The sequence below is a fragment of the Falsiroseomonas oleicola genome (genome assembly GCF_019029495.1).
Classification (GTDB): Bacteria; Pseudomonadota; Alphaproteobacteria; order Acetobacterales; family Acetobacteraceae; genus Falsiroseomonas; species Falsiroseomonas oleicola.
Genome location: NZ_JAERQM010000003.1, coordinates 138,185 through 163,093 on the forward strand (window position 1 = coordinate 138,185; position 24,909 = coordinate 163,093).

Annotated in this window: 28 protein-coding genes and 1 pseudogene; 12 read left to right on the top strand and 17 right to left on the bottom strand. The window is 70.5% G+C overall.

Annotation, left to right across the window (positions count from 1 at the left end; genetic code table 11):
* The first annotated feature begins 56 nt into the window (after positions 1-56).
* The 11 genes and pseudogenes from phnA to JJQ90_RS26955 all read left to right on the top strand — a co-directional run.
* Positions 57-1,331 carry a phosphonoacetate hydrolase gene (gene phnA / locus JJQ90_RS11480; RefSeq protein ID WP_216875515.1) on the top strand — a complete coding sequence of 425 codons (1,275 nt, stop codon included), beginning with the start codon at positions 57-59 and terminating at the stop codon, positions 1,329-1,331.
* The gene (locus JJQ90_RS11485) at positions 1,328-2,623 is read left to right on the top strand and encodes an alkaline phosphatase family protein (RefSeq protein ID WP_216875517.1); all 1,296 of its coding nucleotides are present in this window, start codon (positions 1,328-1,330) and stop codon (positions 2,621-2,623) included. Before phnA ends, JJQ90_RS11485 begins: the two co-directional genes overlap by 4 nt.
* The gene (locus tag JJQ90_RS11490; RefSeq protein ID WP_216875519.1) at positions 2,616-4,169 is read left to right on the top strand and encodes an ABC transporter substrate-binding protein; all 1,554 of its coding nucleotides are present in this window, start codon (positions 2,616-2,618) and stop codon (positions 4,167-4,169) included. Before JJQ90_RS11485 ends, JJQ90_RS11490 begins: the two co-directional genes overlap by 8 nt.
* A gap of 2 nt (positions 4,170-4,171) precedes the next feature.
* Complete coding sequence (locus JJQ90_RS11495) at positions 4,172-5,020, top strand: ABC transporter permease (protein WP_216875521.1); 849 nt, start codon at positions 4,172-4,174, stop codon at positions 5,018-5,020.
* Positions 5,017-5,928, top strand: coding sequence for an ABC transporter permease (locus JJQ90_RS27290; RefSeq protein ID WP_216875523.1), 912 nt, complete (start codon positions 5,017-5,019; stop codon positions 5,926-5,928). Before JJQ90_RS11495 ends, JJQ90_RS27290 begins: the two co-directional genes overlap by 4 nt.
* Entirely contained in the window at positions 5,925-7,448 is a 1,524-nt protein-coding gene (locus JJQ90_RS11505; protein ID WP_216875525.1) for a dipeptide ABC transporter ATP-binding protein, read from the top strand. Before JJQ90_RS27290 ends, JJQ90_RS11505 begins: the two co-directional genes overlap by 4 nt.
* Before the next feature lie 126 nt (positions 7,449-7,574).
* Complete coding sequence (gene tnpA, locus JJQ90_RS11510; protein WP_216875527.1) at positions 7,575-7,931, top strand: IS66-like element accessory protein TnpA; 357 nt, start codon at positions 7,575-7,577, stop codon at positions 7,929-7,931.
* Positions 7,931-8,278 carry an IS66 family insertion sequence element accessory protein TnpB gene (gene tnpB, locus JJQ90_RS11515; RefSeq protein ID WP_216840555.1) on the top strand — a complete coding sequence of 116 codons (348 nt, stop codon included), beginning with the start codon at positions 7,931-7,933 and terminating at the stop codon, positions 8,276-8,278. The genes tnpA and tnpB overlap by 1 nt, the downstream gene beginning before the upstream one ends.
* A gap of 45 nt (positions 8,279-8,323) precedes the next feature.
* Positions 8,324-9,925: an IS66 family transposase gene (tnpC, locus tag JJQ90_RS11520; RefSeq protein ID WP_216875529.1), complete on the top strand. Its 1,602-nt coding sequence runs from the start codon at positions 8,324-8,326 to the stop codon at positions 9,923-9,925.
* An 8-nt stretch (positions 9,926-9,933) separates the two neighbouring features.
* Positions 9,934-10,101, top strand: a complete 168-nt coding sequence (locus tag JJQ90_RS11525) for a hypothetical protein (protein WP_216875531.1) — start codon at positions 9,934-9,936, stop codon at positions 10,099-10,101.
* A 96-nt stretch (positions 10,102-10,197) separates the two neighbouring features.
* A pseudogene (locus JJQ90_RS26955) lies at positions 10,198-10,365 on the top strand (transposase); the annotation flags it as partial.
* A 94-nt stretch (positions 10,366-10,459) separates the two neighbouring features.
* Here the strand turns inward: JJQ90_RS26955 and JJQ90_RS26960 are convergent.
* From JJQ90_RS26960 to aroA, 15 genes are all read right to left on the bottom strand, one after another.
* A complete protein-coding gene (locus tag JJQ90_RS26960) occupies positions 10,460-10,801 on the bottom strand; it encodes a hypothetical protein (protein WP_230410677.1) in 342 nt (113 codons plus the stop codon).
* A 303-nt stretch (positions 10,802-11,104) separates the two neighbouring features.
* Positions 11,105-12,157 (bottom strand): gentisate 1,2-dioxygenase, encoded by a 1,053-nt coding sequence (gene gtdA, locus JJQ90_RS11535; protein WP_216875535.1) that lies wholly within the window; start codon positions 12,155-12,157, stop codon positions 11,105-11,107.
* 43 nt (positions 12,158-12,200) lie between these two features.
* A complete protein-coding gene (trpA, locus tag JJQ90_RS11540; RefSeq protein WP_216875537.1) occupies positions 12,201-13,019 on the bottom strand; it encodes a tryptophan synthase subunit alpha in 819 nt (272 codons plus the stop codon).
* 74 nt (positions 13,020-13,093) lie between these two features.
* Positions 13,094-13,567: a hypothetical protein gene (locus JJQ90_RS11545; protein ID WP_216875539.1), complete on the bottom strand. Its 474-nt coding sequence runs from the start codon at positions 13,565-13,567 to the stop codon at positions 13,094-13,096.
* 178 nt (positions 13,568-13,745) lie between these two features.
* Positions 13,746-14,984, bottom strand: coding sequence for a tryptophan synthase subunit beta (gene trpB, locus JJQ90_RS11550; RefSeq protein ID WP_216875541.1), 1,239 nt, complete (start codon positions 14,982-14,984; stop codon positions 13,746-13,748).
* Positions 14,985-15,018: 34 nt separating this feature from the next.
* Positions 15,019-15,549, bottom strand: coding sequence for a GNAT family N-acetyltransferase (locus JJQ90_RS11555; RefSeq protein WP_216875543.1), 531 nt, complete (start codon positions 15,547-15,549; stop codon positions 15,019-15,021).
* Entirely contained in the window at positions 15,546-16,181 is a 636-nt protein-coding gene (locus JJQ90_RS11560; protein ID WP_216875545.1) for a phosphoribosylanthranilate isomerase, read from the bottom strand. The genes JJQ90_RS11555 and JJQ90_RS11560 overlap by 4 nt, the downstream gene beginning before the upstream one ends.
* Positions 16,181-16,882 carry an orotidine-5'-phosphate decarboxylase gene (gene pyrF, locus JJQ90_RS11565; RefSeq protein ID WP_216875547.1) on the bottom strand — a complete coding sequence of 234 codons (702 nt, stop codon included), beginning with the start codon at positions 16,880-16,882 and terminating at the stop codon, positions 16,181-16,183. The genes JJQ90_RS11560 and pyrF overlap by 1 nt, the downstream gene beginning before the upstream one ends.
* 4 nt (positions 16,883-16,886) lie before the next feature.
* On the bottom strand, positions 16,887-17,219 hold the full coding sequence (locus JJQ90_RS11570) for a LapA family protein (protein WP_216875549.1): 333 nt from the start codon (positions 17,217-17,219) through the stop codon (positions 16,887-16,889).
* A gap of 101 nt (positions 17,220-17,320) precedes the next feature.
* Entirely contained in the window at positions 17,321-17,656 is a 336-nt protein-coding gene (gene ihfB / locus JJQ90_RS11575; RefSeq protein WP_216875551.1) for an integration host factor subunit beta, read from the bottom strand.
* 76 nt (positions 17,657-17,732) lie between these two features.
* Entirely contained in the window at positions 17,733-18,659 is a 927-nt protein-coding gene (gene sppA / locus JJQ90_RS11580; protein WP_216875553.1) for a signal peptide peptidase SppA, read from the bottom strand.
* 6 nt (positions 18,660-18,665) lie between these two features.
* Positions 18,666-18,812: a hypothetical protein gene (locus tag JJQ90_RS11585; protein WP_216875555.1), complete on the bottom strand. Its 147-nt coding sequence runs from the start codon at positions 18,810-18,812 to the stop codon at positions 18,666-18,668.
* A 418-nt stretch (positions 18,813-19,230) separates the two neighbouring features.
* Positions 19,231-20,937 carry a 30S ribosomal protein S1 gene (gene rpsA, locus JJQ90_RS11590; protein WP_216875558.1) on the bottom strand — a complete coding sequence of 569 codons (1,707 nt, stop codon included), beginning with the start codon at positions 20,935-20,937 and terminating at the stop codon, positions 19,231-19,233.
* Between the two features lie 275 nt (positions 20,938-21,212).
* Positions 21,213-21,881 (bottom strand): (d)CMP kinase, encoded by a 669-nt coding sequence (gene cmk / locus JJQ90_RS11595; protein WP_216875560.1) that lies wholly within the window; start codon positions 21,879-21,881, stop codon positions 21,213-21,215.
* On the bottom strand, positions 21,878-23,236 hold the full coding sequence (aroA, locus tag JJQ90_RS11600; RefSeq protein ID WP_216875562.1) for a 3-phosphoshikimate 1-carboxyvinyltransferase: 1,359 nt from the start codon (positions 23,234-23,236) through the stop codon (positions 21,878-21,880). The genes cmk and aroA overlap by 4 nt, the downstream gene beginning before the upstream one ends.
* Positions 23,237-23,349: 113 nt before the next feature.
* Here aroA and JJQ90_RS11605 point away from each other — a divergent pair, with 113 nt between their 5' ends.
* Entirely contained in the window at positions 23,350-23,670 is a 321-nt protein-coding gene (locus tag JJQ90_RS11605; protein WP_216875564.1) for a TIGR02300 family protein, read from the top strand.
* Between the two features lie 51 nt (positions 23,671-23,721).
* Here the strand turns inward: JJQ90_RS11605 and JJQ90_RS11610 are convergent, their stop codons facing one another.
* Both JJQ90_RS11610 and JJQ90_RS11615 read right to left on the bottom strand, forming a co-directional pair.
* Positions 23,722-24,078 carry an AbrB/MazE/SpoVT family DNA-binding domain-containing protein gene (locus tag JJQ90_RS11610; RefSeq protein WP_216875566.1) on the bottom strand — a complete coding sequence of 119 codons (357 nt, stop codon included), beginning with the start codon at positions 24,076-24,078 and terminating at the stop codon, positions 23,722-23,724.
* Between the two features lie 285 nt (positions 24,079-24,363).
* The gene (locus tag JJQ90_RS11615) at positions 24,364-24,768 is read right to left on the bottom strand and encodes a hypothetical protein (RefSeq protein ID WP_216875568.1); all 405 of its coding nucleotides are present in this window, start codon (positions 24,766-24,768) and stop codon (positions 24,364-24,366) included.
* Positions 24,769-24,909: the final 141 nt, after the last annotated feature.

Genomic DNA, 24,909 nt, shown 5'->3' on the forward strand with positions numbered 1-24,909 from the left:
CGTTCTCCTGCGACATATAGCGCCGGACACAACGGGTCCGAAAGCTCGACAACCTGATGACCGATGGGCTGACGCAATACACGCACCACGTCACTGTGAATGGGCGCCGCTATCGCCGCCCGGATGGCGCCGTCGTGGTGATCTGCCTGGATGGCTGGGACCCGGCCTATCTGGACGTGTCACTCGCGGCCGGGGAGCTTCCCGCGATCGCGCAATGCGGCCTGCACGGCTTCCACGGCAACGCCGTCTCGGCCATGCCGAGCTTCACCAACCCGAACAACTTCTCGATCGTCACGGGCGTGCCGCCGGCGGGGCATGGCGTCTCCGGCAACACCTATCTGGACCGCGCCACCGGGCAGCCGGTGATGGTCACCGGCGATGCGGAATTCCGCGCCCCCACCATCCTGGCGGCCCTGGCGGAGGCCGGTGTCGCCGTGGCGGTGGTCACGGCGAAGGACAAGCTGCGTCGCGCCCTGGCCAAGGGGCTGCCGATCGGCGCCCGCGGCATCGCCGTCTCCGCCGAACAGGCTGGCGCGGCCCGTCCGGAGACGCATGGCCTGGGCGACCTGCCCGGCCTGGTCGGCGCGCCGGCCCCGGGGCAGTACTCCGCCGAGCTGTCGCTCTTCGTGCTGGATGCTGGGCTGGCGCTGCTGCGCGGCGGCCGCGCGCAATGCCTGTATCTCTCGCTGTCCGACTACATCCAGCACCAGCACGCCCCGGAAGCGCCGGAGGCCCGCGCCTTCCTGCGCGCCGTGGACCAGCGCATCGGCGCGCTGATGGCGGAGGGCGCGCTGGTGGCCGCCACGGCGGATCACGGCATGTCCGACATGGCGCGGCCCGATGGCAGCCCGAACATCGTCTTCGTCGGCGACCTGCTCGATGCGCGCTTCGGCGCGGCGGCGGCGCGGGTGATCTGCCCCATCGCGGATCCCTTCGTGCGGCACCACGGCGCCTTCGGCGGCTATGTGCGCGTCCATCTGGCGCCCGGCGGCCCGGACCCGGCGGAGGTCATCGCCTTCCTGGCCGCGGTGCCCGGCGTGCACCTCGCGCTCAGCGGCGCGGAGGCCTGCGCCCGCTATGAGCTGGTGCCGGAGATGGAGGGCGAGGTCGCCGTGCTCGGTGCGCAGGGCGTCGCGCTGGGCGCGCGCGCGGCGGAGCATGACCTGAGCCAGTTGGCCGGCGCGCGCCTGCGTTCCCATGGCGGCGTGTTCGAGCAGGCTGTGCCCTTCCTGCTGTCGCGGCCGCTCGATCCGGCCTGGCTGGCGGCGCATCCGGCGCTGCGGAACTACGACATCTTTGATGCCGCGCTGAACGGGACGCTGGCGCCATGACGCGGCGCGCCGTCGTCGTCGTGCTGGACGGGCTGCGCCGCGACCTGCTGGGCCCGGCGGCGACGCCGGCGCTGGCCGCCTTCGCAGGCGCGGCCACCAGCTTCGCGGCGCATCGCTCCGTCTTCCCCTCCGCCACGCGTGTCGTCTCCGCCTGCTTCGCCACGGGCTGCCTGCCGGCACGCCACGGGCTGCAGGGCAATGGCGTGGCGCTGATGGAGGATGGCGTGCTGGTCCGGCACGATGTCGGCCACCCCGGCTTCATGGACCATCTGCGCGCCCTGCGGGGCCACAGCCTGGCGGTGCCGACCCTGGCCGAGCGTCTGGCGCAGGCGGGGCGGGAGGCGATGGTCTTCTCCAACGTCTCGCCCGGCGCCGCCCGCGCGCATGACCCGGATGGCCATGGCTGGGTGCTGCACCGCGCCTGGGCGCATGGCCCGGGGCTGCGCCGGCTGAAGGGAGCGGAAGCGGTGGCGGAGGTCACGCTGGATGCCACCGGCGATGCGATGCTGACCGAGGCCTTTCTCACCCGCGCCCTGGCCGGGCGCGAGGCGGCGCTGGCCGTGCTGTGGCTGGGTGAGCCGGATGCCACGCAGCATGCCGTGCCGCTCGGCGCGCCGGCGGCCATGGCGGCCATCGCCGCGGCCGATGCCCGCTTCGCGCAGGTGCGCGCGGCGGTGCAGGCTCGACGCGCAGCGGGCGAGGATATTCTTCTCATTGCCTGTTCCGACCATGGCCACCAGACGGTGAAGGCTGTGGTGGATATCGAGGCGGAGCTGGTCGAGGCCGGGCTGAAGCGGGATGCCGCCGATGCGGGGCTGCTCTCGGTCTCGAACGGCACGGCGGCGCTGGTCTACCTGCATCCGGACCGCGCGGCGCAGGCGGCGGCGGTGCTGGAGTTCCTTGCCGCGCGCCCCTGGGCCGGCGCGGTGTTCAGCGGCGCCGGGCTGGCCGGGATCGGGCACGCGCCGCGCGACCACCTGCTGTGTGCCGTGGCGATGGCGACGGAACACGCGCCCAACGCCCATGGCGTGCCCGGCCTCGCCTATGCCGCGAAGCCGGCCGGCGGCAAGCCGGACCGGCTCGGCTGCGGCCAGCATGGCGGCCTCGGCCTGGCCGAGCAGATGCCGTTCCTGATGATCGAGGGCCCGGGCTTCGCCGCCGGCGCGACGCGATCGGCGCCGAGCAGCCCGATCGACCTGGCCCCCACCATCCTGCGCCAGCTCCACCTGCCAGATGATGGCTGCGACGGGGCGGCGCTGCAGACACCACCACAGGAGAACGACGATGACTGACGTTCCGCTGAACCTGCTTCGCCGTCATCTGCTGCTCGGCGGCGCCGCATTGGCGCTTCCGGCCTCGGCACTTCCGGCATCCGCGCTGGCGCAATCCGCGCCGCGCGCCGGCACCTTGAAGGTGGCCTTCCTCGGCCTCGACACCGCCGACCCGCATCGCCACACCGGCTCCATCGCCGTGCAACAGGTCTTTGTCGAGACGCTGACCTCGATCGCCGATGACGGCACCGTCAAGCCCTTCCTCGCCACGGCCTGGGAGATCAGCCCGGACGGCAAGCGCTACAGCTTCACGATCCGCGAGAATGTGCGCTTCCACAATGGCCGCTTGCTGACCGCCGAGGATGTGCGCGCCAATGCGGTGCGCGTGCGCGATCAGGTGCGCGGCGGCTGGCTCTCCGCGCCGATGCGCCTGGTGGAAAGCCTGGAGGCGCCGGATGCGCGCACCTTCGTCATGACGATGAAGGAACCCTACGGCCCGCTGCTCAACCTGCTGTCGGAGCTGTGGATCGTGGCGCCGGAAAGCGAGGGCTGGGCGCAGACCATCCGCATGCCGATCGGCACCGGCCCGTTCCGCTTCGGCCGCTGGCAGCCGAATGTCAGCTTCCATGCGCCGGCCTTCGCGCAGTACTGGCAGCCCGGCCTGCCGCGCGCGGAAGCGGTGGAGTTCTCGCTGCGCGACAGCAGCGACCTGTCGCTGGCCCTGCGCGCCGGTGACCTGCACATCGCGCGCGTCGGCTACGACAAGCTCGCCTCCGTCCGCGCCGATCCGAACCTGGAAGTGCAGTTCATGAAGGACACCACCTGGTGGTTCTGGTCCTTCAACAACCGCAATCCGCGCGCGCCCTTCAACGACATCCGCGTGCGCCAGGCCGTGTCCTACATGCTGGACAAGCCCGCCTTCATGCGCTTCGTGGCCGGCGAGGCCGGCGTCGTCACCAACCAGATGGCCGCACCGGGCCAGTTCTTCTGGGACAAGGCGATGCATGACGCCGATGCCCATGCCGCGCCGAACGAGGACCGCGCCCGCGCCCTGCTGCGCGAGGCCGGCGTGAACCCGGCGAACACGCCCTGCCGCATCGTCTCCTGGCAGAGCACCTATCCCGAGATCGCCGTGCAGGCGATGCGCAAGCTCGGCTTCCAGGTGGAGCATCTGGCGCTGGACGACATCGGCGCGCAGCGCCGCCTCGGCCAGTACGACTGGGACCTGGCGCCCTTCGCCTCCGGCCCGCGCGCCGACATCTTCCTGCGCTTCGTGCGCATGATGTCGGATGGCCCGAATGTCGGCCTCTGGGGCGGCACGCGGGATGCGGAGTTCGACCGCCTGGTGGAGGCGGCCATCGCCTCAGTCGATCTGAATGAGCGCCGGCGCCTGTACCTCGCCGCCTGGCAGCGGGCGATGGACAACTACTACACCGTCGTCATCGGCCATGCGCCGGAGCCGATCGTGAACCGGCGCGAGGTCACGGGCTATTCGCCGGGCTTCACCTGGGGCCAGCACCGTGTCGATGGCGGGCTCGCCTTCGGCGCGCTGACGGCGCGCGGCTGACCATGTCCGCCAGCGCCACGGCGGCATCGTCCCGCGCTGGCGGGATCGGCGGCTTCGGCATCGGGGCCGCGATCCTCGGTGTCGCGCTGCTCTTCGCGATCCTCGGGCCAAGCCTCGTGCCCTACGACCCGCTGATGCAGGAGCTGGCGGCGCGCAATGCGCCGCCGGATGCGCTGCACTGGCTGGGGCGCGACCATCTCGGGCGGGACGTGCTGGCGCGGCTTGCGGCCGGCACGCAGATCTCGCTCGCGGTGGCGCTGGGGGCCACGCTGCTGGCGGTCGGGCTCGGCGCCGGGCTGGGGCTGGTGGCGGAGGCGCTGGGCCGTTGGCCCTCCTTCCTGGTCTTCGGCGCCTTCGACATGGTCCGCGCCATGCCCTCCATCCTGCTGGCCTTGACGCTGATGGTGGCGCTCGGCGTCGGGATCTGGCCGCTGATCCTGGCGCTCGGCGTGGCCTTCGCACCGCATATGGCGCTGGTGGCCCGCGCGGCCTGGCGCCGTGAAAGCAGCGCGGGCTATGTGGCCGCGGCGCGCGTCATGGGCGCCGCGCCGCTGGCCACCATCTGGCGCCATGTGCTGCCCAATATCGCCGGCGCGCTGGTCACGCAGGCGGCCATCATCATGCCGCGCGCCATCACGACGGAAAGCGTGCTGTCCTTCTTCGGCCTCGGCGTCTCGCCCGAGACGCCGAGCTGGGGCCGCATGATCTCCGGCGCCTCCCGCTTCGCCGAATCCGCGCCGCATGCGGTGCTGGCGCCGGTGGTGGCGCTGTGCGTGGTGACGCTGGGCTTCGCGCTGATGGGCGACCGCCTGCGCCTGGCGCTCGACCCGCTGCGGGAGCGCGGGCGATGACACTCGCATTTCAGGCCGGGCTGGGCCTGCTGCGCCAGGTGCTGCTGCTGGCCGGCATCGCCATCGCGGTCTTCCTGCTGATCCGGGTCGTGCCCGGCGACGTGGTGGATTCCATGGCGCTGGAAGGCAGCCTGGATGACGAGGCCATCGCCGCGCTGCGCGCCGAACTCGGCCTCGATGCCGGGGCGCTGACGCAGTTCCGCATCTGGGCCAGCCATGCGCTGACCGGCGATTTCGGCAATTCGCTGCGCTTCGACCGCCCGGCGGCGGAGCTGATCCTCGACTCGCTGCCGACCACCCTTCTGCTCGCGGCGCTGGCGCTTTCGGCAGGCCTGGCGCTGGGCATCGGGCTTGCGACGGCCGCGGTGCTCTGGCCGCGCTCGCCGCTGCCGGCGCTGGTGGAGGCGCTGAACCTCTGGTCCATCGCGCTGCCGACCTTCTGCGTGGGGCTGGCGGCGATCCTGGTCTTCTCGGTCTGGCTCGGCTGGCTGCCGGTGATCGGGCAATGGCTGTCGCCGGTGCTGATCCTGGCGCTCGACATCGGCGGGCAGGTGGTGAAGCCGCTGCATGAGGATCTGAAGGAAGCCGCGACCGCCAGCCATATCCGCACCGCGCGCGCCAAGGGGCTTTCGCCGGTGCGCATCGTGCTGCGGCACCTGCTGCCCAATGCGCTGACCACGGTGGTGGCGCTCGGCGGGTTGATCCTGGCCGGGATGATCGGCGGCGCCCTGACCATGGAGGTGCTGTTCGGCCTGCCGGGCCTCGGCACGCTGGCCTTCCAGGCGATCTCGGGGCGCGACTATCCGGTGATCCAGGCCGTGGTGCTGGTCTTTGCCGCGGGGGTCGTGGTGGTGAACTGGCTGGCTGACCTGGCGCAGCGCGCCCTGGACCCGAGGTTGCGGCGATGACGGACATCCCCCTGGTGGAATTGCGCGACTTCCGCGTGCGCTTCGGCGCGGCGCTGGCGGTGGGGGGCGTGTCGCTGACGCTGCGGGCCGGGCAGACGCTGGCCCTGGTCGGCGAGAGCGGCTCCGGCAAGTCGCTGACGGCGCTCGGCATCGCCGGGCTGGCACCGCCCGCGGCAACCCTGTCCGGCAGCCTGCGGATCGATGGCGCGGAGATGCTGGGCGCGCCGGAACGCGCCTGGCGCCGGCTGCGCGGCGCGCGGATCGGCATGGTGTTCCAGGAGGCGATGGGCAGCCTCAACCCGAGTATGCGGATCGGCGCGCAGATCGCGGAGGCGATCGCCGCCCATCGCGCGATGCCGCGGCCGGAGATCGAACGCCGCGTGCTGGCCGCGCTGGAGGAAGTCGGCCTGCCCGATCCGCACGGCAAGATGGCGGCCTTCCCGCACCAGCTTTCCGGCGGGCAGCAGCAGCGGGTGATGATCGCCATGGCGCTGGCCGCCGATCCCGCCCTGCTGATCGCCGATGAGCCGACCACCGCCCTGGATGCGACGGTGCAGGCGCAGATCCTGGCCCTGCTGGCGGCGCTGCAGGCGCGGCGCGGCCTGGCGATGCTGTTCGTCTCGCACGATCTGGCCGTGGTCGAGGGCATCGCGCAGCAGGTCGCCGTGATGCAGCATGGCCTGGTGGTGGAGGCAGGGCCGACGGCACGGGTCTTTGCCGCACCAACCCATCCCTATACCGCGGCGCTGCTGGCCAGCCGGCCCGGCCCGGTGCTGCGCGCCACAGCCGGCGCGACGGCGGCGGTGCCGGCGCTGGAGGTTCGCGGCCTGGCGGTGGTGTTCCGCGCGCATCGCCTGGGTGGCACGAAGCTGCGCGCCGTCGATGGCGTTTCCCTCCGCATCGCGCCCGGGGAGGCGCTGGGCCTGGTGGGCGAAAGCGGCTCGGGCAAGAGCACGCTGGCGCGCGCCGCGGTCGGGCTGGTGGTGCCGACAGCCGGGATGATCCGCGTCTTCGGCCAGGACCCGGCCGAGGCCCGTGGCCGCAGGCAGATGGCGCGCGCCGTCCAGATGGTGTTCCAGGATGCCGCCGGCAGCCTGAACCCGCGCCTGACCATCGCGCAGATCCTGGCCGAGCCGCTGGCGGTTCACGCGCTTGCGCCACCCGGGGCGCGCCGCACCCATGCCCGGCGGCTGCTGGAGGAGGTGGGGCTCGCGGAGGCGCATCTCGACCGCTATCCGCACCAGCTCTCCGGCGGGCAGCGGCAGCGCGTGGCCATCGCCCGCGCCCTGGCCGTCGATCCGCGCCTGCTGGTCTGCGACGAGCCGGTCTCGGCGCTGGACATGACGGTGCAGGCGCAGGTGCTGGACCTGCTGGGCCGGATCCGGCGCGAACGCGGTCTTGCCCTGCTGTTCATCGGCCATGACCTGGAGGCCGTGGGCGCCGTGTCGGAGCGGATCGCGGTGATGAAGGATGGGCGCGTGGTGGAGAGTAAGCGTCAGCCGATCCCGGCCTTGAGTTGATGGTGGTAGTTCGCCGAAGTGGCTGTCATGACGGACAGCACGACGACGACGCCACTCCTTAGCCCCTCGTATGACGGTAGTAAGAGCGGTTCCGGTGCCCGCGCGGGCCGCGGCGTCGAGGTTCGTGTGCGGGAGGTCCGGCGCCGGAACTGGTCGACGGAGGAGCGGCTGCGGATTGTCCGGGAGACGCTGGAGCCCGGCGTAATTGTTCAAGCGGTGGCGGACCGGCACGGCGTCAGCACCGGCCAGCTCTACACCTGGCGCAAGCAGATGCTGGCCACGGCGATGGCGGGCTTCGTGCCGGTGGAGGTGGTGCCGCAGGCACCGCAGCTCCCGCCGCCGGGCTCGGTCATGTCGCCTGACAGCAGCGTGCCGTCTGGCATGATCGAGATCACGCTGGCCTCCGGCGCCAGCATTCGCATCACCGGATGCGCCGACGCCGCGACGCTGCGCGTCGTGCTGGCCGGGATGGGTGGGCGCTGATGCTGGGCCCGCCGCCGGGTACGCGGGTGTTCCTTGCCTGCGGCACGACGGATATGCGCAAGGGCTTTGACGGTCTGGCCGCGCAGGTGCAGACGGTGCTGGCGCAGGATCCCTACAGCGGCGCGATGTTCTGCTTTCGCGGCCGCCGCGGCGACCTGCTCAAGATTCTGGTCTGGGACGGACAGGGCCTGATCCTCATCGCCAAGAGGCTGGAGAAGGGCAGGTTTGTCTGGCCGCAGACGCAGGCTGGCGTCGTCTCGCTGACCGCGGCGCAGCTCTCGATGCTGTTCGAGGGGATCGACTGGCGTATGCCAGCCTGGACGGCGCGGCCGCAGGCCACGGTGTAGCCAATCCGCCATTGCAGCGGCCATCGCGTTGCGTAGAATCATGATGTGCACGCCGCGTCGTTCGACACGCCTGACGCCGAAATCGCAGCGCTCCGCGCGCTGCTGGCGGAACGCGACGCGGTGCTGGCCGAGCGCGATGCCGAACTGCGCAACGCGACCTTCGAAATCGAGAAGCTGAAGGTCCAACTCGCCACGCTGCGGCGGGACCGCTACGGCAAGTCGTCGGAGAAGCTGGCCATCGAGATCGGCCAACTCGAGATGCTGATCGGCGATGCCGAGGAGGACCAGGCGCAGGCCGCGGCCCGGGCGGAGGCCAAGGCCGGGACGAAGGGCCAGCCTGGCAACCAGCGGCGCCCCGCGCTCCGCAAGCCGCTGCCGGAGCATCTGCCGCGCGAGACGATCCTGCACGAGCCGGTATTCGCCTGCCGTTGCGGCTGCACCGACCCGAAGCGCCTGACGAGGCTAGGCGAGGACGTCACCGAGGTGCTGGAGAAGATCCCGGCCCGGCTGAAGGTCATCCGCCACGTCCGGCCTCGCTATGCCTGCCGGGCCTGCGAGGCTGTCCTGCAGGCGCCCGCCCCCGACCTGCCGATCGAGAAGGGGAGGCCAGGTCCCGGCCTGCTCGCGCATGTGCTGGTCTCGAAGTATCTCGACGGCCTGCCGCTGTATCGCCTTTCGGCCATCCTGGCGCGCGAGGGCGTGGAGATCGAGCGGCAGACCCTGGCCGACTGGGTTGGCCGCGGCGCCTGGTGGTTGAGCCGCCTGGCCGAGGCGATCGGCGCCTATGCCCTGCGGCACGGCATCATCTGGACCGACGACACACCGATCGCCGTGTTGGCACCAGGGCGCGGCCGGACGCGTGAGGGGCGGTTCTGGGTCTATGCCATCGACCCGAGGCCCTGGAAGGGTCATGGGCCGCCCGCGGCGTTCTACCGCTACTCGCCGGACCGCAAGGGCGAGCGGCCTCGCGGACACCTCGAGGACTTCGAGGGCTGGCTGCATGCCGATGGCTACACCGGCTACGACGCGCTGGCACGGCCGCGCGGCAACCAGCCGCCGCAGGTCATCCATGTCGCTTGCTGGGCGCATGCCAGGCGCAAGCTGTTCGAGGTGTTCGAGGCCACGAAGTCGCCGATCGCCGAGGAGGCGTTGAAGCGCATCGCCGGGCTCTACGCCATCGAGGCAGAGATCAACGGCAAACCCGCCGATCAGCGCCGGGCCGAGCGCCAGGCCCGCAGCAAGCCGCTGGTCGACGACCTGCACGATTGGATGCTGACGCAGCGGCGCCGGTTGTCCGGCAAGTCGACGCTTGGCAAGGCGATGCAATACGCGCTGAACCGATGGGAGGCGCTGGCACGCTATCTCGAGGATGGCAGGCTCTCGATCGACAATAACCTCGCCGAGCGGCTGCTGCGCGGCATCGCTTTAGCGAGGAAGAATTTTCTGTTCCTCGGATCGGACGCAGGCGGCGACCGCGCCGCCATCATCTACACCGTCGCCGAGACCGCGAAGCTGAACGGCCTGGACCCAGAAGCCTATATCGCCGCCGTGCTCGACCGCCTCGCCCGCGGTCACACCATCGACCGCCTCGACGAACTCCTGCCGTGGAACTTCGCGCCCGCCCCGTCACCTGCGGGGACCGGCTGACGCTTACGGTGGAGATCGGCGCATCGCAGGATGTCCTGCAAAACCCGGTCACGGGCTATGCGCAGGCCCTGGTTGCCGCCATGCCGCGCCGCCTTGCCCCGCCTTCGGCCACCAACGCCATGGCGGCCGGCGATTCGGCCAAGGCCCGATCACCCGAACCTTCGCCTTCATCCTGAGAGCGGCATCACAGTTCAGGCGAGCGAGAGGACAACGCCCCGGCCCGGCCTTGAAGGGGCTCTCGCCACCATGTGTCGATCCAATCAGGGAGTACCGAGGCTGACGTCCTCGCCACCATGGACTTCCCGCGCGAACACCGCGCCACGATCCAAAGCGCCAACCCCATCGATCGCCTCGATGGCGAGATCAGGCGCCGCATCGATGTCGTCAGCATTGTTCCGAACGAGGGCGCCATTCTGCCGGAACAGTCCGACGAATGGGCCACCCTGGGCGCTCCTGCGCCACGCGATGGGACAGGACCGCTCCAGACCCGGCACGCTCCGCCATCCAGCCGCCCGCGCACAGCGGCGAACGCTGTCAGGCCGCGTTCAGCAGCCCCTCGATCCGCCCGGCATCGGCGCGCGGAACGCGCAGTTTCAGCAGGCTGCCGTCGAGTGCGGTCGCGTGGCGATCCAGCGGCACGCTGCGCACCAGGCTCTCCAAGGCGAGCTTGGCGGCCTCATGGTCCGCAAAGCGGCGGGAGAGGGTGACGGCGTCGCGCACCTCGGGCCCCTCGGCATCTCCCTGATCCGCCTGGACCGCGCGCGGACCTTGGGTGGAGGTGACGGAGTTCGGATCGCTGGCCGGAAAACTGTCCCGGACGCCGATCTCGACATCGGCATCGGCTTCCTTGTCGGGCCGGTCGCTGGGCTTCTGCATGGCTGAGGTCCCCTTCGTGAACCGATGTAACGCCGGAGGGTCCCGCGGGTTCGGCCCGCGCTGGAGCGTGATCCGTTCACCTTCGCTCACCATGCTTATATCAGCGGGCCGGTCACTTGACCGGTCCGAGCGGCCGCCGCCGCTTATGCGTCGCGCCGAAGGCGCGCCTTCGGCGCGACGAAGCCAAGGAAACCGGAGGTTTCCGCCCGGCGACTGAGGGCGGCCCGGACCGGTCGCGCGATAGGGCCGTTGGTATGAGAGGACGCTGCGTTCGGATGATTCCCCCTGAACGCATTCTGCTTTTTAGAGCCGCGCCTCCCGCCACAGGCCCAGCTTCTGCTGTGCCGCGGCGTCGGAATAGCCGAACAGCACCAGATCGCGCTCCGCCGCCAGGGTCAGGCTGGCCCAGGAGGGAACGACCAGAAGGTCGCGCGGCGCCAGGGCGAAATCCTGCTCACCGACCCGGGCGGTGCCCTGCCCCTCCACCACCACCAGCACCATCGCATCGGTGGCGCGGCGCGGCCTTGTGGCAAAACCGGCGGGCAGAAGGCGGACATGGGCGGCGATGGTCGGCATCACCGGGCCGCCATCGGCCGGATTCACGAATTCCAGCGCATGGCCCAGATGCGGGTCGGGGTCGCCGTTCCGCGCCATGGCCGCCAGGCTGTCACGCCATTCGGCATAGGGGTAGTGGAACAGCGGCAGGCTGCGCGGCCGCCGCGCTGCCTGCGTGTCGGCGAAGGGGCGCAGGTTCCGGCCGTAGCGGGCGGCGGTGTCACCGGCCGGCGCGGTTTCGGGATGCGCCATGACGCCATCCGGCAGGCGCTCCGCAAAGCTCGCGGCAAAATGGCGCACGGTGGGGATATCCAGCCCATCCAGCCAGATCATCGGCGCGCCGCTGGCATTGCCGTGGTCATGCCATTGCCAGTTCGGCGTCAGCACCAGGTCGAAGGGCCGCATCACCGCCTTCTCGCCGTCCAGCGCCGTGAAGGCGCCGTCGCCTTCCATCACGAAGCGCAGCGCGCATTGCGTGTGGCGATGGCAGGGCGCGACCTCCCCCGGCAGGATCAGCTGCAACCCGGCATAGAGGCTGGTGGTGACGGAGGAGGTGCCCGGCAGCCCCGGATTTTCCAGGATCAGCACGCGGCGCTCGGCCTGTTCCGCGGTGATCAGGTCGCCAGCACGCAGCAGATGGTCGCGCGCCGTGTCGTAGTGCCAGAGATGCGGCTGCACCGGGGAGGCCGGGGTCGGCGTGACCAGCGCATGCAGCACTTCCCACAGCGGGAACAGATGCTGCGGCGCCATCTCGGCATAAAGCCCCTGCAGCAGCGCCTTCGGGTCGTTCGTCCCGTCCATTTCCGTCGCTCCCGTCGCGCGGACCGGGCGCGATGGCGCCCGGTCAGCCCTTTCGGACAGCCTCCGCCAAATCCCGCACCCGGTCCAGCACCGCCGGCACGCTGGCCGGGGTGGCGCGGCCCTGCGGGTCGAGGCTGGCGACCAGCCCCTCGATCAAGGCGGAGGCGACCACCGCGCCATCGGCGATGCGCGACGCCTCGGCCGCCTGTTCCGGCGAGCGCACGCCGAAGCCGATGGCGATGGGCAGGTCGGTGAACCTGCGGATGCGCGGAATGGCAGCGGCGAGGTCGGCCGTGCTGGCGCTGCGCGTGCCGGTGATGCCGGTGATCGCCACGTAATAGACGAAGCCGGTGGTGGCGGAGAGCACCTTCGGCAGCCGCGCCTCATCCGTCGTGGGCGCCACCAGGCGGATCAGGTCGAGGCCATTGGCCGTCGCCTCCGGCGCCAGCTCGTCGGCCTCCTCGGGCGGCACATCCACCACGATCAGCCCGTCGACGCCCGCCTCGGACGCCTCGGCGCAGAAGCGGGCGACGCCATAGGACAGGATCGGGTTGAAATAGCCCATCAGGATGACCGGCGTGTCGGTATCCCCCTGGCGGAATTCGCGCACCATGCCGAGCGCGCCGGCCAGCGTGGCGCCGGCCTTCAGCCCGCGCTGCCCGGCCTTCTGCACGGTCGGGCCATCCGCCATCGGATCGGTGAAGGGCACGCCGATCTCGATCAGGTCGGCGCCGGCCGCCGGCATGCCGCGCAGGATCGCCATGGCGGTCTCGCGGTCCGGATCGAAAGCTTCGAGGAACGGAATCAGGGCGCCGCGGCCCTGGACCTTGAGGGCTGCGAAGCGAGTAGCAATACGAGACATTTAATACCCACCAAAAACTGAATTTTTTGGGCGTTGAGCAATCTCCGCCCGCTTGTTTTACTATTCCGAAGCCGTCAGATGGATTGACTCATTTTTTCCATTTCGCTACCCAACGTTCCTCTGGAGCGCGCATAGATAAGATCTTGCGCCTGATCCACTGAAATAGATTTTTTATAGGTTTTGAAAAAGAGCTCGCGCATTTCTCGGATATCATTATTGGATAATATCGGCTCGACGCGCTGCGCCGGTGGGCTGGTGGGCGAGACAGCAAAGCCGTCGCGGTCATCGGAAATTCTAATCGCCTTGGTCTTTTGATTAATAGAAACCAGTTGCTCTCTCATATCGAGAAACAAGGCAAGTATCGCTGCGCCCGGCAATGATACCAAAAATGCTCCAAGTGCACCAAGCAAGCCCGCACCAACACTGAATCTTCCATATGGACTTGCTGTACTTCCAAATCCCACAAAAGCAACCAGAGGGATGACCACTATCATTACGAATAAAACGATATTGGCTATGCCAATCAAGAATTCTCGTAGCCCCGCCATGGCTCACCTCCGGTTCCTGCCTGATTCAGGAAGCGGGAGTGTTGTGGACTCGCAAGAAAATGTAAACTGCCTTTTTTGGGTTTGCGGATTCGGCTCCATACCCTGTTCTAGCGCGTTTTCATCACCCCGAATCTGCCCTCACGCCCATAAAGTCATGCCAGCAGATCCGGAGATAGTATCAGATCTTCTCGCCCAGGTGCCGCGCCACGGTGAAGATGTCCTTGTCGCCACGGCCGCACAGATTCATCAGGATGATTTTGTCCGCCGGCATCTTGGGCGCCATTTTCATGACTTCGGCCAGCGCATGCGCCGGCTCCAGCGCCGGGATGATACCTTCCTGGCGGGAGCAGAGTTGAAAAGCCTCCAGCGCCTCGTCATCCGTCACGCCGGAATATTGCACGCGGCCCAGCTCATGCAGCCAGGAATGCTCCGGGCCGACGCCGGGATAGTCGAGGCCGGCGGAGATGGAGTGCGCCTCCGTGATCTGGCCGTCGCCATCCTGCAACAGGTAGGTGAGGTTGCCATGCAGCACGCCCGGCCGGCCGCGCGACAGGGCGGCGGCATGTTCCCCGGAATCGAGGCCCCGCCCCGCCGCTTCCACGCCGACCATGGCGACGGAGGGATCGTCCAGGAAGGGATAGAACAGCCCCATGGCGTTGGAGCCACCGCCGACGGCGGCCACCAGCACATCCGGCAGGCGCCCCTCGGCCTCCTGCATCTGGGCCTTCGCCTCGATGCCGATCACGCTCTGGAAATCGCGCACCATGGCGGGATAGGGGTGCGGACCGGCAACGGTGCCGATGCAGTAATAGGTGTCGTGGACATTCGCGACCCAGTCGCGCAGCCCTTCGTTCATCGCATCCTTCAGCGTCGCGGCGCCGGAGGTCACGGGCACCACCTCCGCTCCCAGAAGCTTCATGCGGAAGACGTTGGGCTGCTGCCGTTCGACGTCGGTGGCGCCCATATAGACCACGCAGGGCAGGTCCATCAGCGCGCAGGCGGTGGCGGTGGCCACGCCATGCTGGCCGGCGCCGGTCTCCGCGATGATGCGCGTCTTGCCCATCTTCTTGGCCAGCAGGATCTGGCCGAGCACCGCGTTGATCTTGTGCGCGCCGGTGTGGTTCAGCTCGTCGCGCTTGAAATAGACCTTGGCGCCCATGCCGGGGGCTGCGTTCTTGCGCAGATGCGTGGTGAAGCGCTCGGCGAACCAGAGCGGGCTGGGGCGGCCGACATAGTGGGTCAGAAGGCGGCGCCATTCGGCCTGGAAGGCGGCGTCGGTCTTGCTGGCCTCATAGGCGGCCTCGACCTCCAGGATCAGCGGCATCAGGGTCTCGGCGACGAAGCGGCCGCCGAAATTGCCGAAGCGGCCGCGCGCATCCGGGCCTTGGCGGAAGGAATTGGGCAGGGCTTGGGTCACGGGCACATTTCCTGGACGTCGAGAGGGTCTTAGCTCAGCCGGGACGGCGGGTCACGCCGTGCAGGTCGGCCCAGACCCAGGCGGTTTCCGCGATGGCGACATCGCCATGCCAGCCGATCTGGCTTGTCCTGGGGATAGCGCCCGTGGCGGCGTAGAAGGCGCGGGCTCGCAGGTTTTTGTCCAGCGCCCAGGCGCCGGCATCGGCATGGCCGGCCCGCAGCAGCACTTCGGCCCCCGCCGCCAGCAGCGCCCGGCCCAGCCCACGCCCCTGGGCGCGGCGCAGCAGATACAGGCCCGAGACTTCGCCACCCGCGCCCAGCGCCGGATCCCGCGCCGCGCAGACCGAGATGAAGCCCAGTATGGCGCCCGCCTCCTCCGCCACCAGTGTGCTGCCGGGCAAAAGCGGCGCCGCTAGGTTGCGGGCCCAGGCGGCGCGGCGGCCGGCGGGGTCGGTCATCTCGGCCAGCAGGACTTCCGGCACCAGGCCGGGATAGGTCTCGGTCCAGGATTGCGCATGCATGTCGCCGATCGCCGGCGCATCCGCCGTGCTGGCGGGACGGATCATGCGGCCTTCGCGGCCGCCACGAAGGTCGCGATGCGCACCGGGTCCTTGACCCCGCGCGCGACCTCGACGCCGGAGGAGACATCGACGCCCGGCGCGCCACTAGCCGCGATGGCCTGCGCCACATTTTCGGGAGTCAGCCCACCTGCCAGCAGCCAGGGGCGCGGAATCGCGCGGCCGGCGGTCAGCGTCCAGTCGAAGGGGGCGGCATTGCCGCCGGGCAGCGCCGCGCCGGGCGGCGCCTTGGCGTCCAGCAGGAAATGGTCCACCGCCGGGGCGTAATCCGCCAGGGCATCGAGATCGGTCGCATGGGCGATGCCCAGCGCCTTCATCACCGGCCGCCCGAATTTCTGGCGGATGTCGGCGCAGCGGGCGGGGGATTCCTCGCCGTGAAGCTGGATGATGTCGAGCGGCAGGGCGGCCAGAACCTCGGCCAGAAGCGCATCGGTCGGATCGACGAACAGCCCGACCCGCGCCGGCCCGCCCGGCACGGCGGCCGAAAGCGCCGCGGCCTGGGCCGGCGTCACCGCGCGGGGCGAGGGCGGGAAGAAGACGAAGCCGCAGAAATCCGCCCCGGAGTCGCGGGTCGCGCGCAGCCCGGCCGCATCCGAAATGCCGCAGATCTTGACCAGCATCAGTTCACCCGCAGCGCCTGGGCGATCGACCAGGCCGCCTCCGCCGGATCGGCCGCCTGGGTGATCGGCCTTCCGACCACGATCCAGTCCGCGCCATCCCGCGCCACCTGTTCGGGGGTCGCGGTGCGGGCCTGGTCATCCGCCGCGCTGCCGGCCGGCCGCACGCCGGGCACCACCAGCACCGGCAATTCGCCCAGCGCATCGCGGATCGGCGCCACTTCCCGCGGCGAACAGACCAGCCCATCGGCGCCGGCCGCCATGGCCAGCCGCGCCAGCCGCAGCACCTGCTGCACGGGCCCGCCGGAGACGCCGGTCTCCGACAGCGTCGCGGCGTCGATGCTGGTCAGCACCGTCACCGCCAGGATACGCGGCCGCGCCACCCCGCCGGCGGCCTCCGCCGCCTTGCGCGCCGCTTCCACCATGGCCGGACCGCCGGCGGCGTGGATGGTGATCCAGGCCGGGCCGAGCGGCGCCAGGGAACGCACCGCGCCGGCCACCGTGTTCGGAATATCGTGCAGCTTGACGTCGAGAAAGACCGGACGCCGCGTGGCGATCCGCCGCACCGCCGCGCCGCCCTCCGCCGAGAACAGCTCCAGCCCCACCTTCAGCAGCCCGGCATGCGGCGCCACCGCATCCGCCCAGCCCTCGGCCGTGGCGAGGTCCGGCGCATCCAGCGCCACGCAAAGCCCGCAGCGGCGCATGGGTTCAGCGCCCCGCCGGCAGGGTGAGGGTCATCGGGGCCGGTGCGCCTTCATGCCGCGCCCGGGCCTCCTGCGCCTTCAGCACCGCGAGTTCCGCCTCCACCAGCTTGGCGGCGGCGGCCATCTCCCGCGCCCTGCGGCGCCCGGGCAGGCCGGCCGCCCAGGCCAGCACGGCGCCGACCAGGAAGCCGATGCCGGACAGGATCAGCACCGCCACCCCCAGCGGCGCCGCCCAGGCGAGGTCGAAAGGCCAGAGGCGCAGCTGCACCTCCTGCATATTGGACAGCGCGAACAGCGCGAGGAGGATGAGCAGCGGCAGGAACAGCAGCCAGCGCATGGGGAGCCTCTCCGATCTTCGCGGCCTGTCCTACAGGCCCGCGCTGCCGGACGGAAGCACCAGACCCGTGTTCCGGGCGCATCAGGCCCTGGGGGCCGGTTTCACGCCTTGACGGTTTCGGCCTTGGCGCGCGGTCGGCGCGGCGGGTCCTGCAACGGACCGCCATTCACCCGCTCCCGCAATTCCTTGCCCGGCTTGAAATAAGGCACCGACTTGCCGTCCACCGAAACCGCCGTGCCGGTGCGCGGATTGCGCCCGGTGCGCGGGTCGCGGCGCTTGGTGGAGAAGGCGCCGAAGCCGCGCAGCTCCACCCTGTCCCCGCGCGCCAGGGCGCCGATGATTTCGTCGAAGATGGTGGTGACGATCAGCTCGACATCCGGCTGCCGCAGATGCGGGTTGGCTGCAGCAAGCTGCGCGATCAGTTCCGACCTGGTCATCCTGGCCCCCGGCACCCCCGCCCCCGGACGCGCCGGCCCGAAGGGGTCGGCCGGCTGCCCGGGGCTTCCTGATGTCTCAAAGCGAAGGCTGCCAAAGCGCGCGCATGCGGTCAACGCCAACCCATTCATCCGCAAAGCTTTTTGTCACGAATCCGAGGATCGCGCCAAAAGTCCGTTCCGCCAGCCCACGAATCTCGATGTCGCGCGCCGGCAGGGAGGCCGGGATATCCCGCGTTTCGGCCAGCCAGGCCCGTGCCTCGGCCTCGCCGCCGATCGCATCGACCAGGCCGAGCGCCAGCGCCTCCCGCCCCGTGAAGACGCGGCCATCCGCCAATTCGCGCACCCGGGCGGGGTCCATGGCGCGGCCTTCCGCCACCATGGTGATGAATTGCGTGTGCAGGTCGCGGATCACCCGCTCCAGCTCCGCACGCCCTTCCTCGGTCAACGGGCGGAAGGGGCTGGGCTGGTCCTTGAATCGGCCGGACGCCACCGTTTCCGGCCGCACGCCGAGCCAGGCGAGCAGGCCGGAGGCATCGAAGCTCTGCAGGATCACGCCGATGGAACCGGTGACCGTCGCCTGACGCGCAAAAATCCGCTGCGCCGGCAGTGCCACCATATAGCCGGCCGAGGCCGCCGTGCCGCCCATCACCGCCACCACCGGCTTGTCGGCCGCCATCCGCGCCAGGGCCGCATGCAGGGATTCGCCGCCGGCGACGCTGCCGCCGGGGCTGTCGATGGCCACCAGCACGGCGCGCACGGAGTCATTGCGGCGCAGCCGGTCCAACTCCTCGATCAGCTTGCGGTCGTCGCCGATGAAGCCGGAGATGTTGAGCCGCGCGACATGCGCGCTGCCCAGGCCGGGCAGCAGGTCGGCCCGGCGGTCCTCCGACAGGCCGAAGGCCAGCGCCACGGCGGCCACCGCCAGCACGGCGGCGGCGCGCCACAGGGAAAGCCGGCGCTTCAGGCGGCGGCGGTCGAGCAGGAGGTCGGCATCAAGGGGCATGGCGGTTCACTTGGTGGGCGCGCTGGCGGTTGGCCAGGGCGCGATGTAGCCGGCGGCAAGATAGGCCGGCAACTTTGCCACCTCCCCCGGCACCCGGGCGCGGGTTTCGGGGCGCTGGTGCCAGGTGCCGCGCCGGACCGGGCCGAATTCCACCGGCAGGCAGCGCTTTCAGGCGCCGGCCAGTGGCGAGGCAGCGTCATGGCATAACGACGGCCGTTGCAGAACAGCCCCTCGCAGACAAGTTCTGCCGATGCCAGCAACCCGGCTTCCGCCAGGACGCGCAGGGAGAGGGCCACCTTCGCCCCGGTATCGGTCGCGGCGCGTTCCAGCAGCAGGGCGCCAGGTGGGACACCCAGGGCGGCCACCGTCTCCGCCCCGCAGGGTCGCGCCGCCGGAGATCAGGAGGCGGGGCACCAGCCCCTCCAGAAACGGCGAAGCGGCCGACCCCGCTTTCATCCCCGGCAACCGCGATGCGGTGGCGAAGACGAAGGCGCGGTCGGCCGCTTCACGCGGATGGTCCAGTCCAGCCACGCGCTCGGTCCCGGTGGGACCGAGCGCGGTCGAAGGCTGGTTAGTCTTCGCTCTGGCTGCGGCGACGGATCGCCGCGCCCAGAATGTCGCCCAGCGAGGCGCCGCTGTCGGTGGTGCCGTATTCACGGACCGCCTCGCGCTCCTCCTCCACTTCCTTGCCCTTGATGGTCAGGGCCAGGCGGCGGCCGGCACGGTCGACGGCGGTGATCTTCGCATCGACCTTCTCGCCCACGGCGAAGCGGTCGGGGCGCTGGTCGACGCGGTCGCGGGCCAGTTCGGCGCGGCGGATGAAGCCGATCAGGACCTCGTCGACCTTCACCTCGATGCCGTTCGGCTCGATCTTCGTCACGGTGCAGGTGACGACGTCGCCCTTCTTGATCCGGTCCAGCACTTCGGCGGCCGGGTCGGCCTCAAGCTGCTTGATGCCGAGGGAGATGCGCTCCTTCTCCACATCGACGTCGAGCACCTTGGCCTTGACGTTGGAGCCCTTCTCGAAGTTGGCCATCGCCTGCTCGCCCGGGAGATCCCAGGACAGGTCGGACATATGGACCATGCCATCGAGATCCGGACCCAGGCCGACGAACAGCCCGAATTCGGTGATGTTGCGGATCTCGCCCTCGATGACGGTGCCCGGGGGATTCGCTTCCGCGAACAGCTCCCACGGATTGCCCTGCGCCTGCTTGAGGCCCAGCGAAATCCGGCGCTTCGGACCATCCACGTCCAGGATCAGCACGTCGACTTCCTGCGAAGTGGCGACGATCTTGCCCGGATGGACGTTCTTCTTGGTCCAGGACATCTCGGAGACGTGCACCAGGCCCTCGACGCCCGGCTCCAGCTCCACGAAGGCGCCGTAGTCGGTGATGTTCGTCACGCGGCCGCTGAACTTGCCACCCACCGGGTACTTGATGGCGACACCTTCCCAGGGGTCGGACATCAGCTGCTTCATGCCGAGGCTGATGCGCTGGGTTTCCGGGTTGAAGCGGATGACCTGCACCTTCACGGCCTGGCCGATGGTCAGCGCCTCGGAGGGGTGGTTGATGCGGCGCCAGGCGATGTCGGTGACATGCAGCAGGCCGTCCACGCCGCCCAGGTCCACGAAGGCGCCGTAGTCGGTGATGTTCTTGACGACGCCGTCGAGAACCATCCCTTCCTTCAGGCCCTGGATCAGCTCGCTGCGCTGCTCGGCGCGCGTCTCCTCCAGCACGGCGCGGCGCGAGACCACGATGTTGCCGCGGGCGCGGTCCATCTTGAGGATCTGGAAGGGCTGCGGGCTGCCCATCAGCGGGGTCACGTCGCGCACCGGGCGGATATCCACCTGGCTGCCCGGCAGGAAGGCCACGGCGCCGCCGAGGTCGACGGTGAAGCCGCCCTTGACCCGGCCGAAGATCACGCCGTTGACGCGCTGCTGCGCGGTGAACGACTTCTCCAGGTTGGTCCAGGCTTCCTCGCGGCGGGCCTTCTCGCGCGACAGGATGATGGCGCCGTCGCGGTCCTCGTAGCGTTCGACGAACAGCTCGATGACGTCGCCGACCTGGATTTCCGGCTTCTGGCCCTGCGGGGCGAATTCCTTGAGGGGGACGCGGCCCTCGGACTTCAGACCGACATCGACGACGGCGAAGTCGTCATCGATGCGGATGACCTTCCCGGAGATGACGGAGCCGTGGAAGGAGGTGTTCTCACCCAGCGTCGCATCGAGAAGGGCAGCAAAATCTTCGCCAGGATCAGCGAAGGCGGTGGCGGTTGCCATGTAACGGTTGTTTCCCGGTCAAATGCCCCGCTCGCGGGGCACTGGGGCATGCGCCTTCGTGGCAGGCCACGAACACGACGTGATCGGAATGCGGCGCCGGCCGTCCCTCGGGAGCGGTTCCGGTCGCGCAGCCGATCCTCGGCTTGCGGACAGCAATGACGGAGCGTCCAATCCGGCCCCGGCAAGGCGGAGGGCCTGCGGCGAGGGCAGAAGCCCCCGTTGCCGCCACCTTTCCCCCCGGGCCAGGGCACCGCCACCCTGATGGGGTGTGCGGATCACGGGGGAGCGGGTAGGCCCGTCCGGGCGGTGGAGTCAAGCGGAATCCGGGCGCGCACCAGCGCCAGCGCGGTTTCGAAGGCCGCATCGGCGTCCAGGCTGGTGGTGTCGATCAGCGTGGCATCGGCGGCAGGCTTCAAGGGCGCCACGCTGCGGCCGCTGTCCTGCGCATCGCGGGCGCGCATTTCCGCCTCCACCTGCGCCAGCTCCGCCGCCACGCCACGGCCGCGCAGTTCCAGCCAGCGACGGCGGGCACGTTCCTCCGGGCTGGCGCTGACGAAAAGCTTCACCGGGGCATCGGGGAAGACCACCGTGCCGATGTCGCGGCCATCCAGCACCGCGCCATGCTGCCGGCCGAAATCGCGCTGCCAGTCGAGCAGCGCGGCACGCACGGCGGGAATGGCAGCGACGGCGCTGGCAGCCATGTCGGCGGCCGGGCCGCGCAGGTCGTTGCGGGCCAGGTCGGCCGGGGTCAGCGCCCGCGCCTGCGCCGTCGCGGCCTCCGCATCCCGGGGATCGGCGCCGCCATCCAGCAGCCGGCGGCCGACGGCGCGATACAGCAGGCCGGTGTCGAGATAGGGCAGGCTGAGCGCATCGGCGAGGCGCCGCGCCAGGGTGCCCTTGCCCGCCGCCGCCGGGCCGTCCACGGCGATGACCAGCGCGGTCATGCCGCGGCGATCATCGCGGCGCCGGCCGCAAGGCCGTTCAGCCGCGCGGCGAAGCCGGGGAAGGAGGTCTCGATGAAGGCGCCGTCATCGATCCGCACGGGCTGGCGCGCGACAAGGCCCAGCACCAGGGCGGACATGGCGATGCGATGGTCCATGTGAGTCTCCACCAGCCCGCCACCCTCGGGCCGGCCTTCATTCCCGTGCACGATCAGATCGTCCCCCTCGATGGCGCAGCGGATGCCATTGGCCGCCAGCAGCGCGGCGGTGGCGGTCAGCCGGTCGCTTTCCTTCACCCGCAGCTCCCGCAACCCCCGCATCCGCGTGGTGCCCCGGGCGCAGGCCGCCACCACGGCCAGGATCGGATATTCGTCGATCATCGCCGGCGCGCGATCCGCCGGCACCTCGATGCCGGTGAGGGCGGAGGCGCGGATCAGCAGGTCCGCCACCGGCTCGCCGCCCTCGATACGGGGATTTTCCTCGGTGATATCGGCCCCCATCTCGCGCAGCGTGGCGAAGATGCCGGCGCGGAGCGGGTTCAGGCCGACGCCCTGGATGGTGAGCACCGAACCCGGCACCAGCAGCGCCGCGACCGCCGGGAAGGCGGCGGAGGAAGGATCGCCCGGCACCACCACCGGGGCGGCGATCAGCTCCGGCTGCCCGGTCAGCTCGATGACCCGGCCAGCGCCTTGCGGCGTCACCCGCACCGTCGCACCGAAATGCCGCAGCATGTTTTCCGTATGGTCGCGCGTCGCCTCCGCCTCCGTCACCCGGGTCACGCCGCGGGCACCGAGGCCGGCGAGCAGGCAGGCGGACTTCACCTGGGCGGAGGGCACCGGCACGGCATAGTCCAGCGGCAGCGGGTCCGCCGCGCCCTGCACCGCCAGCGGCAGCCGACCACCCGCACGCCCCACGAACCGGGCGCCGGTGGCGGCAAGCGGGTCGGTGACCCGCCGCATCGGTCGCTGGCGGAGGGAGGCATCGCCGGTCAGCACCGCGAAGACCGCATGCCCGGCCAGCAAGCCGCAGAGCAGCCGCGCGGCGGTGCCGGAATTGCCCATGTCGAGCACATCCGCCGGCTCCACCAGCCCGCCAATGCCACGCCCGGCGACCTGCCAGGTGCCATCGGCGCCCTTCGTCACCCGCGCGCCCAGCGCCCGCATGGCGGCGGCCGTGCGCAGCACATCCTCGCCTTCCAGCAGCCCGGTGATTTCGGTGGTGCCCACCGCCAGGGCCCCCAGCATCAGCGCCCGGTGGCTGATGGACTTGTCGCCCGGCACGGTGATCCGGCCGGTCAACGGTCCAGCCGGCGCGGCGGCACGCAGCGGCTTCGGGGCCGTGTCAGTCGGGTTGTGCATGACTTGGCGTTTGACATGCAGGGCGTGAAGTGGCAATCGCGCGCACCCTTTACGCCCCGGCGGCTCGCGGACCCCTGCGTGCGCCGCGGCCTGGCACGAGGCTCTTCTTCCCCATGGCGAAGCCCGAACTTGGACTGAAGCGCATCTGCGTGTCCTGTGGCACGAAGTTCTACGACCTGACCCGCGCGCCCGCGATCTGCCCGAAATGCGGCACCGAACAGCCGGCCGAGCAGCCGCGCCTGAAGCGTGCCGCCCCCCTGCCCGAGGACCGCAAGAAGCGCGCCGCGGTGGCCGAGAGCGAGGTCGAGGACGGCGTCGAGGTCGAGGCGGATGACGGCGACGAGGCGATCGAGGACGCCGAGGAGCTGGAGGATGCGGATGAGGAGCTGGGCGACGACCTGGTCGTCGAGACCGACCGCGAGGAAGAGGTCTGATATTCGGCCGGCGGTCTCCGCCGGCTGAGTGATTGGCAAGGAGGCGTGGCTCTAATCCGGGTCGCGCCCCAGCGCCGATTCCAGCGCCTGCCGCGCCGCCCTCTGCCGGGCGAACAGCCGGCCCGGGGCCACCAGCCGCAGCCCCGGCCGGTCCACCCGCAGCAGCAGGGTGGCCCCCGGCGCCAGGCCGAGGGATTTGCGCAAGGAACCCGGCAGCGTCAGCCGCCCCTTGAGGTCCAGCGTGGGCGCCCTGCCCGCCGCCGCGCCCTCCCCCGGCAGCACATGCAGCTCGCCATCCTCGACCGCCACCACCAGCTTCATTCCGGGCACGATGCCGCAGGCGTCGCGCAGCATCGGGGTCAGCAGCACCCGGCCGCGGGTATCGAGGCGCAGTTTGTGGGGACGCATGGGGAAATCCGGCCGTTTCGGTTGCGCAGTCTGCCGCAGATTCACCCCCCAGTGCAAAGGGGCCGCGTTCACGGCATGGGTGCAGCGTCGCCCCTGCATGACCTGCCAATGGATTCCTTTTGGTGCCGGGCCCCTGCGGCGTGTAGCCTTGTCGATTGAGGCTACGTGGCGCCCCCGCCATTCAGCCGATTCCCTGCGGCGCGCCGCACTACCCCCAAGCCGGACCTCCTCCGGCGGCGCGCCGTGGGGTTTCCTGCCCCGCTTCGGCTGGCGGCCGGATCCAGCTCAATCCACCAGCAGCTTCGACACGGCGAAGAAGCGCAGCGTGGCGGCGCGGATGGTCATGTCGCCGCTGAATGGCGCGGGCTCCCCCTTCCGGTCCAGGAAGCCGATGCCGCCATCCTGGTCCAGATGCAGCGACAGCCCCGGCTCCAGCACATTGATCGCGGAAATGAGCTGAGTGAGGGTCACATGCCGCAGCGCCAGAACGTCCTGCCCCGCCACGCCCTGGAACTGCGCATCGCCATCCATCGGGCTCCAACTGGCGCAGGCAACGGCGGGGGTGGCGAGGCGGGGGTGGCGCGCCGGCGCGCGTCGGGAACCCCGCCCCCAGTCACCCGCCATCTCGCGCCAGTTCCGCGCCGTGCTCCCATCCCGTCGGCCGCTGGCCTTCCCCTGATCCATGCTCATCGTCCTACCTCCTGACCGGGGGCCGCCCGGTGGGCGACCGCCTTGCCGGGAAGCTATCCGCGCAGGCTCCCGGACAGCAGGAGGGTCGTTTCGATGGAGGTCATAGGCAGCGCCTACCCGCCCCAGCCCGCCATGGCCGGA

What these genes read in the sequence shown, in the direction of transcription:
- phnA (WP_216875515.1), top strand. Translation starts at nt 57, where the DNA reads ATGACCGATGGGCTGACGCAATACACGCACCACGTCACTGTGAATGGG.
- JJQ90_RS11485 (WP_216875517.1), top strand. Translation starts at nt 1,328, where the DNA reads ATGACGCGGCGCGCCGTCGTCGTCGTGCTGGACGGGCTGCGCCGCGAC.
- JJQ90_RS11490 (WP_216875519.1), top strand. Translation starts at nt 2,616, where the DNA reads ATGACTGACGTTCCGCTGAACCTGCTTCGCCGTCATCTGCTGCTCGGC.
- JJQ90_RS11495 (WP_216875521.1), top strand. Translation starts at nt 4,172, where the DNA reads ATGTCCGCCAGCGCCACGGCGGCATCGTCCCGCGCTGGCGGGATCGGC.
- JJQ90_RS27290 (WP_216875523.1), top strand. Translation starts at nt 5,017, where the DNA reads ATGACACTCGCATTTCAGGCCGGGCTGGGCCTGCTGCGCCAGGTGCTG.
- JJQ90_RS11505 (WP_216875525.1), top strand. Translation starts at nt 5,925, where the DNA reads ATGACGGACATCCCCCTGGTGGAATTGCGCGACTTCCGCGTGCGCTTC.
- tnpB (WP_216840555.1), top strand. Translation starts at nt 7,931, where the DNA reads ATGCTGGGCCCGCCGCCGGGTACGCGGGTGTTCCTTGCCTGCGGCACG.
- JJQ90_RS26960 (WP_230410677.1), bottom strand. Translation starts at nt 10,801, where the DNA reads ATGCAGAAGCCCAGCGACCGGCCCGACAAGGAAGCCGATGCCGATGTC.
- gtdA (WP_216875535.1), bottom strand. Translation starts at nt 12,157, where the DNA reads ATGGACGGGACGAACGACCCGAAGGCGCTGCTGCAGGGGCTTTATGCC.
- trpA (WP_216875537.1), bottom strand. Translation starts at nt 13,019, where the DNA reads ATGTCTCGTATTGCTACTCGCTTCGCAGCCCTCAAGGTCCAGGGCCGC.
- JJQ90_RS11545 (WP_216875539.1), bottom strand. Translation starts at nt 13,567, where the DNA reads ATGGCGGGGCTACGAGAATTCTTGATTGGCATAGCCAATATCGTTTTA.
- JJQ90_RS11555 (WP_216875543.1), bottom strand. Translation starts at nt 15,549, where the DNA reads ATGATCCGTCCCGCCAGCACGGCGGATGCGCCGGCGATCGGCGACATG.
- JJQ90_RS11560 (WP_216875545.1), bottom strand. Translation starts at nt 16,181, where the DNA reads ATGCTGGTCAAGATCTGCGGCATTTCGGATGCGGCCGGGCTGCGCGCG.
- pyrF (WP_216875547.1), bottom strand. Translation starts at nt 16,882, where the DNA reads ATGCGCCGCTGCGGGCTTTGCGTGGCGCTGGATGCGCCGGACCTCGCC.
- JJQ90_RS11570 (WP_216875549.1), bottom strand. Translation starts at nt 17,219, where the DNA reads ATGCGCTGGCTGCTGTTCCTGCCGCTGCTCATCCTCCTCGCGCTGTTC.
- ihfB (WP_216875551.1), bottom strand. Translation starts at nt 17,656, where the DNA reads ATGACCAGGTCGGAACTGATCGCGCAGCTTGCTGCAGCCAACCCGCAT.
- sppA (WP_216875553.1), bottom strand. Translation starts at nt 18,659, where the DNA reads ATGCCCCTTGATGCCGACCTCCTGCTCGACCGCCGCCGCCTGAAGCGC.
- rpsA (WP_216875558.1), bottom strand. Translation starts at nt 20,937, where the DNA reads ATGGCAACCGCCACCGCCTTCGCTGATCCTGGCGAAGATTTTGCTGCC.
- cmk (WP_216875560.1), bottom strand. Translation starts at nt 21,881, where the DNA reads ATGACCGCGCTGGTCATCGCCGTGGACGGCCCGGCGGCGGCGGGCAAG.
- aroA (WP_216875562.1), bottom strand. Translation starts at nt 23,236, where the DNA reads ATGCACAACCCGACTGACACGGCCCCGAAGCCGCTGCGTGCCGCCGCG.
- JJQ90_RS11605 (WP_216875564.1), top strand. Translation starts at nt 23,350, where the DNA reads ATGGCGAAGCCCGAACTTGGACTGAAGCGCATCTGCGTGTCCTGTGGC.
- JJQ90_RS11610 (WP_216875566.1), bottom strand. Translation starts at nt 24,078, where the DNA reads ATGCGTCCCCACAAACTGCGCCTCGATACCCGCGGCCGGGTGCTGCTG.
- JJQ90_RS11615 (WP_216875568.1), bottom strand. Translation starts at nt 24,768, where the DNA reads ATGAGCATGGATCAGGGGAAGGCCAGCGGCCGACGGGATGGGAGCACG.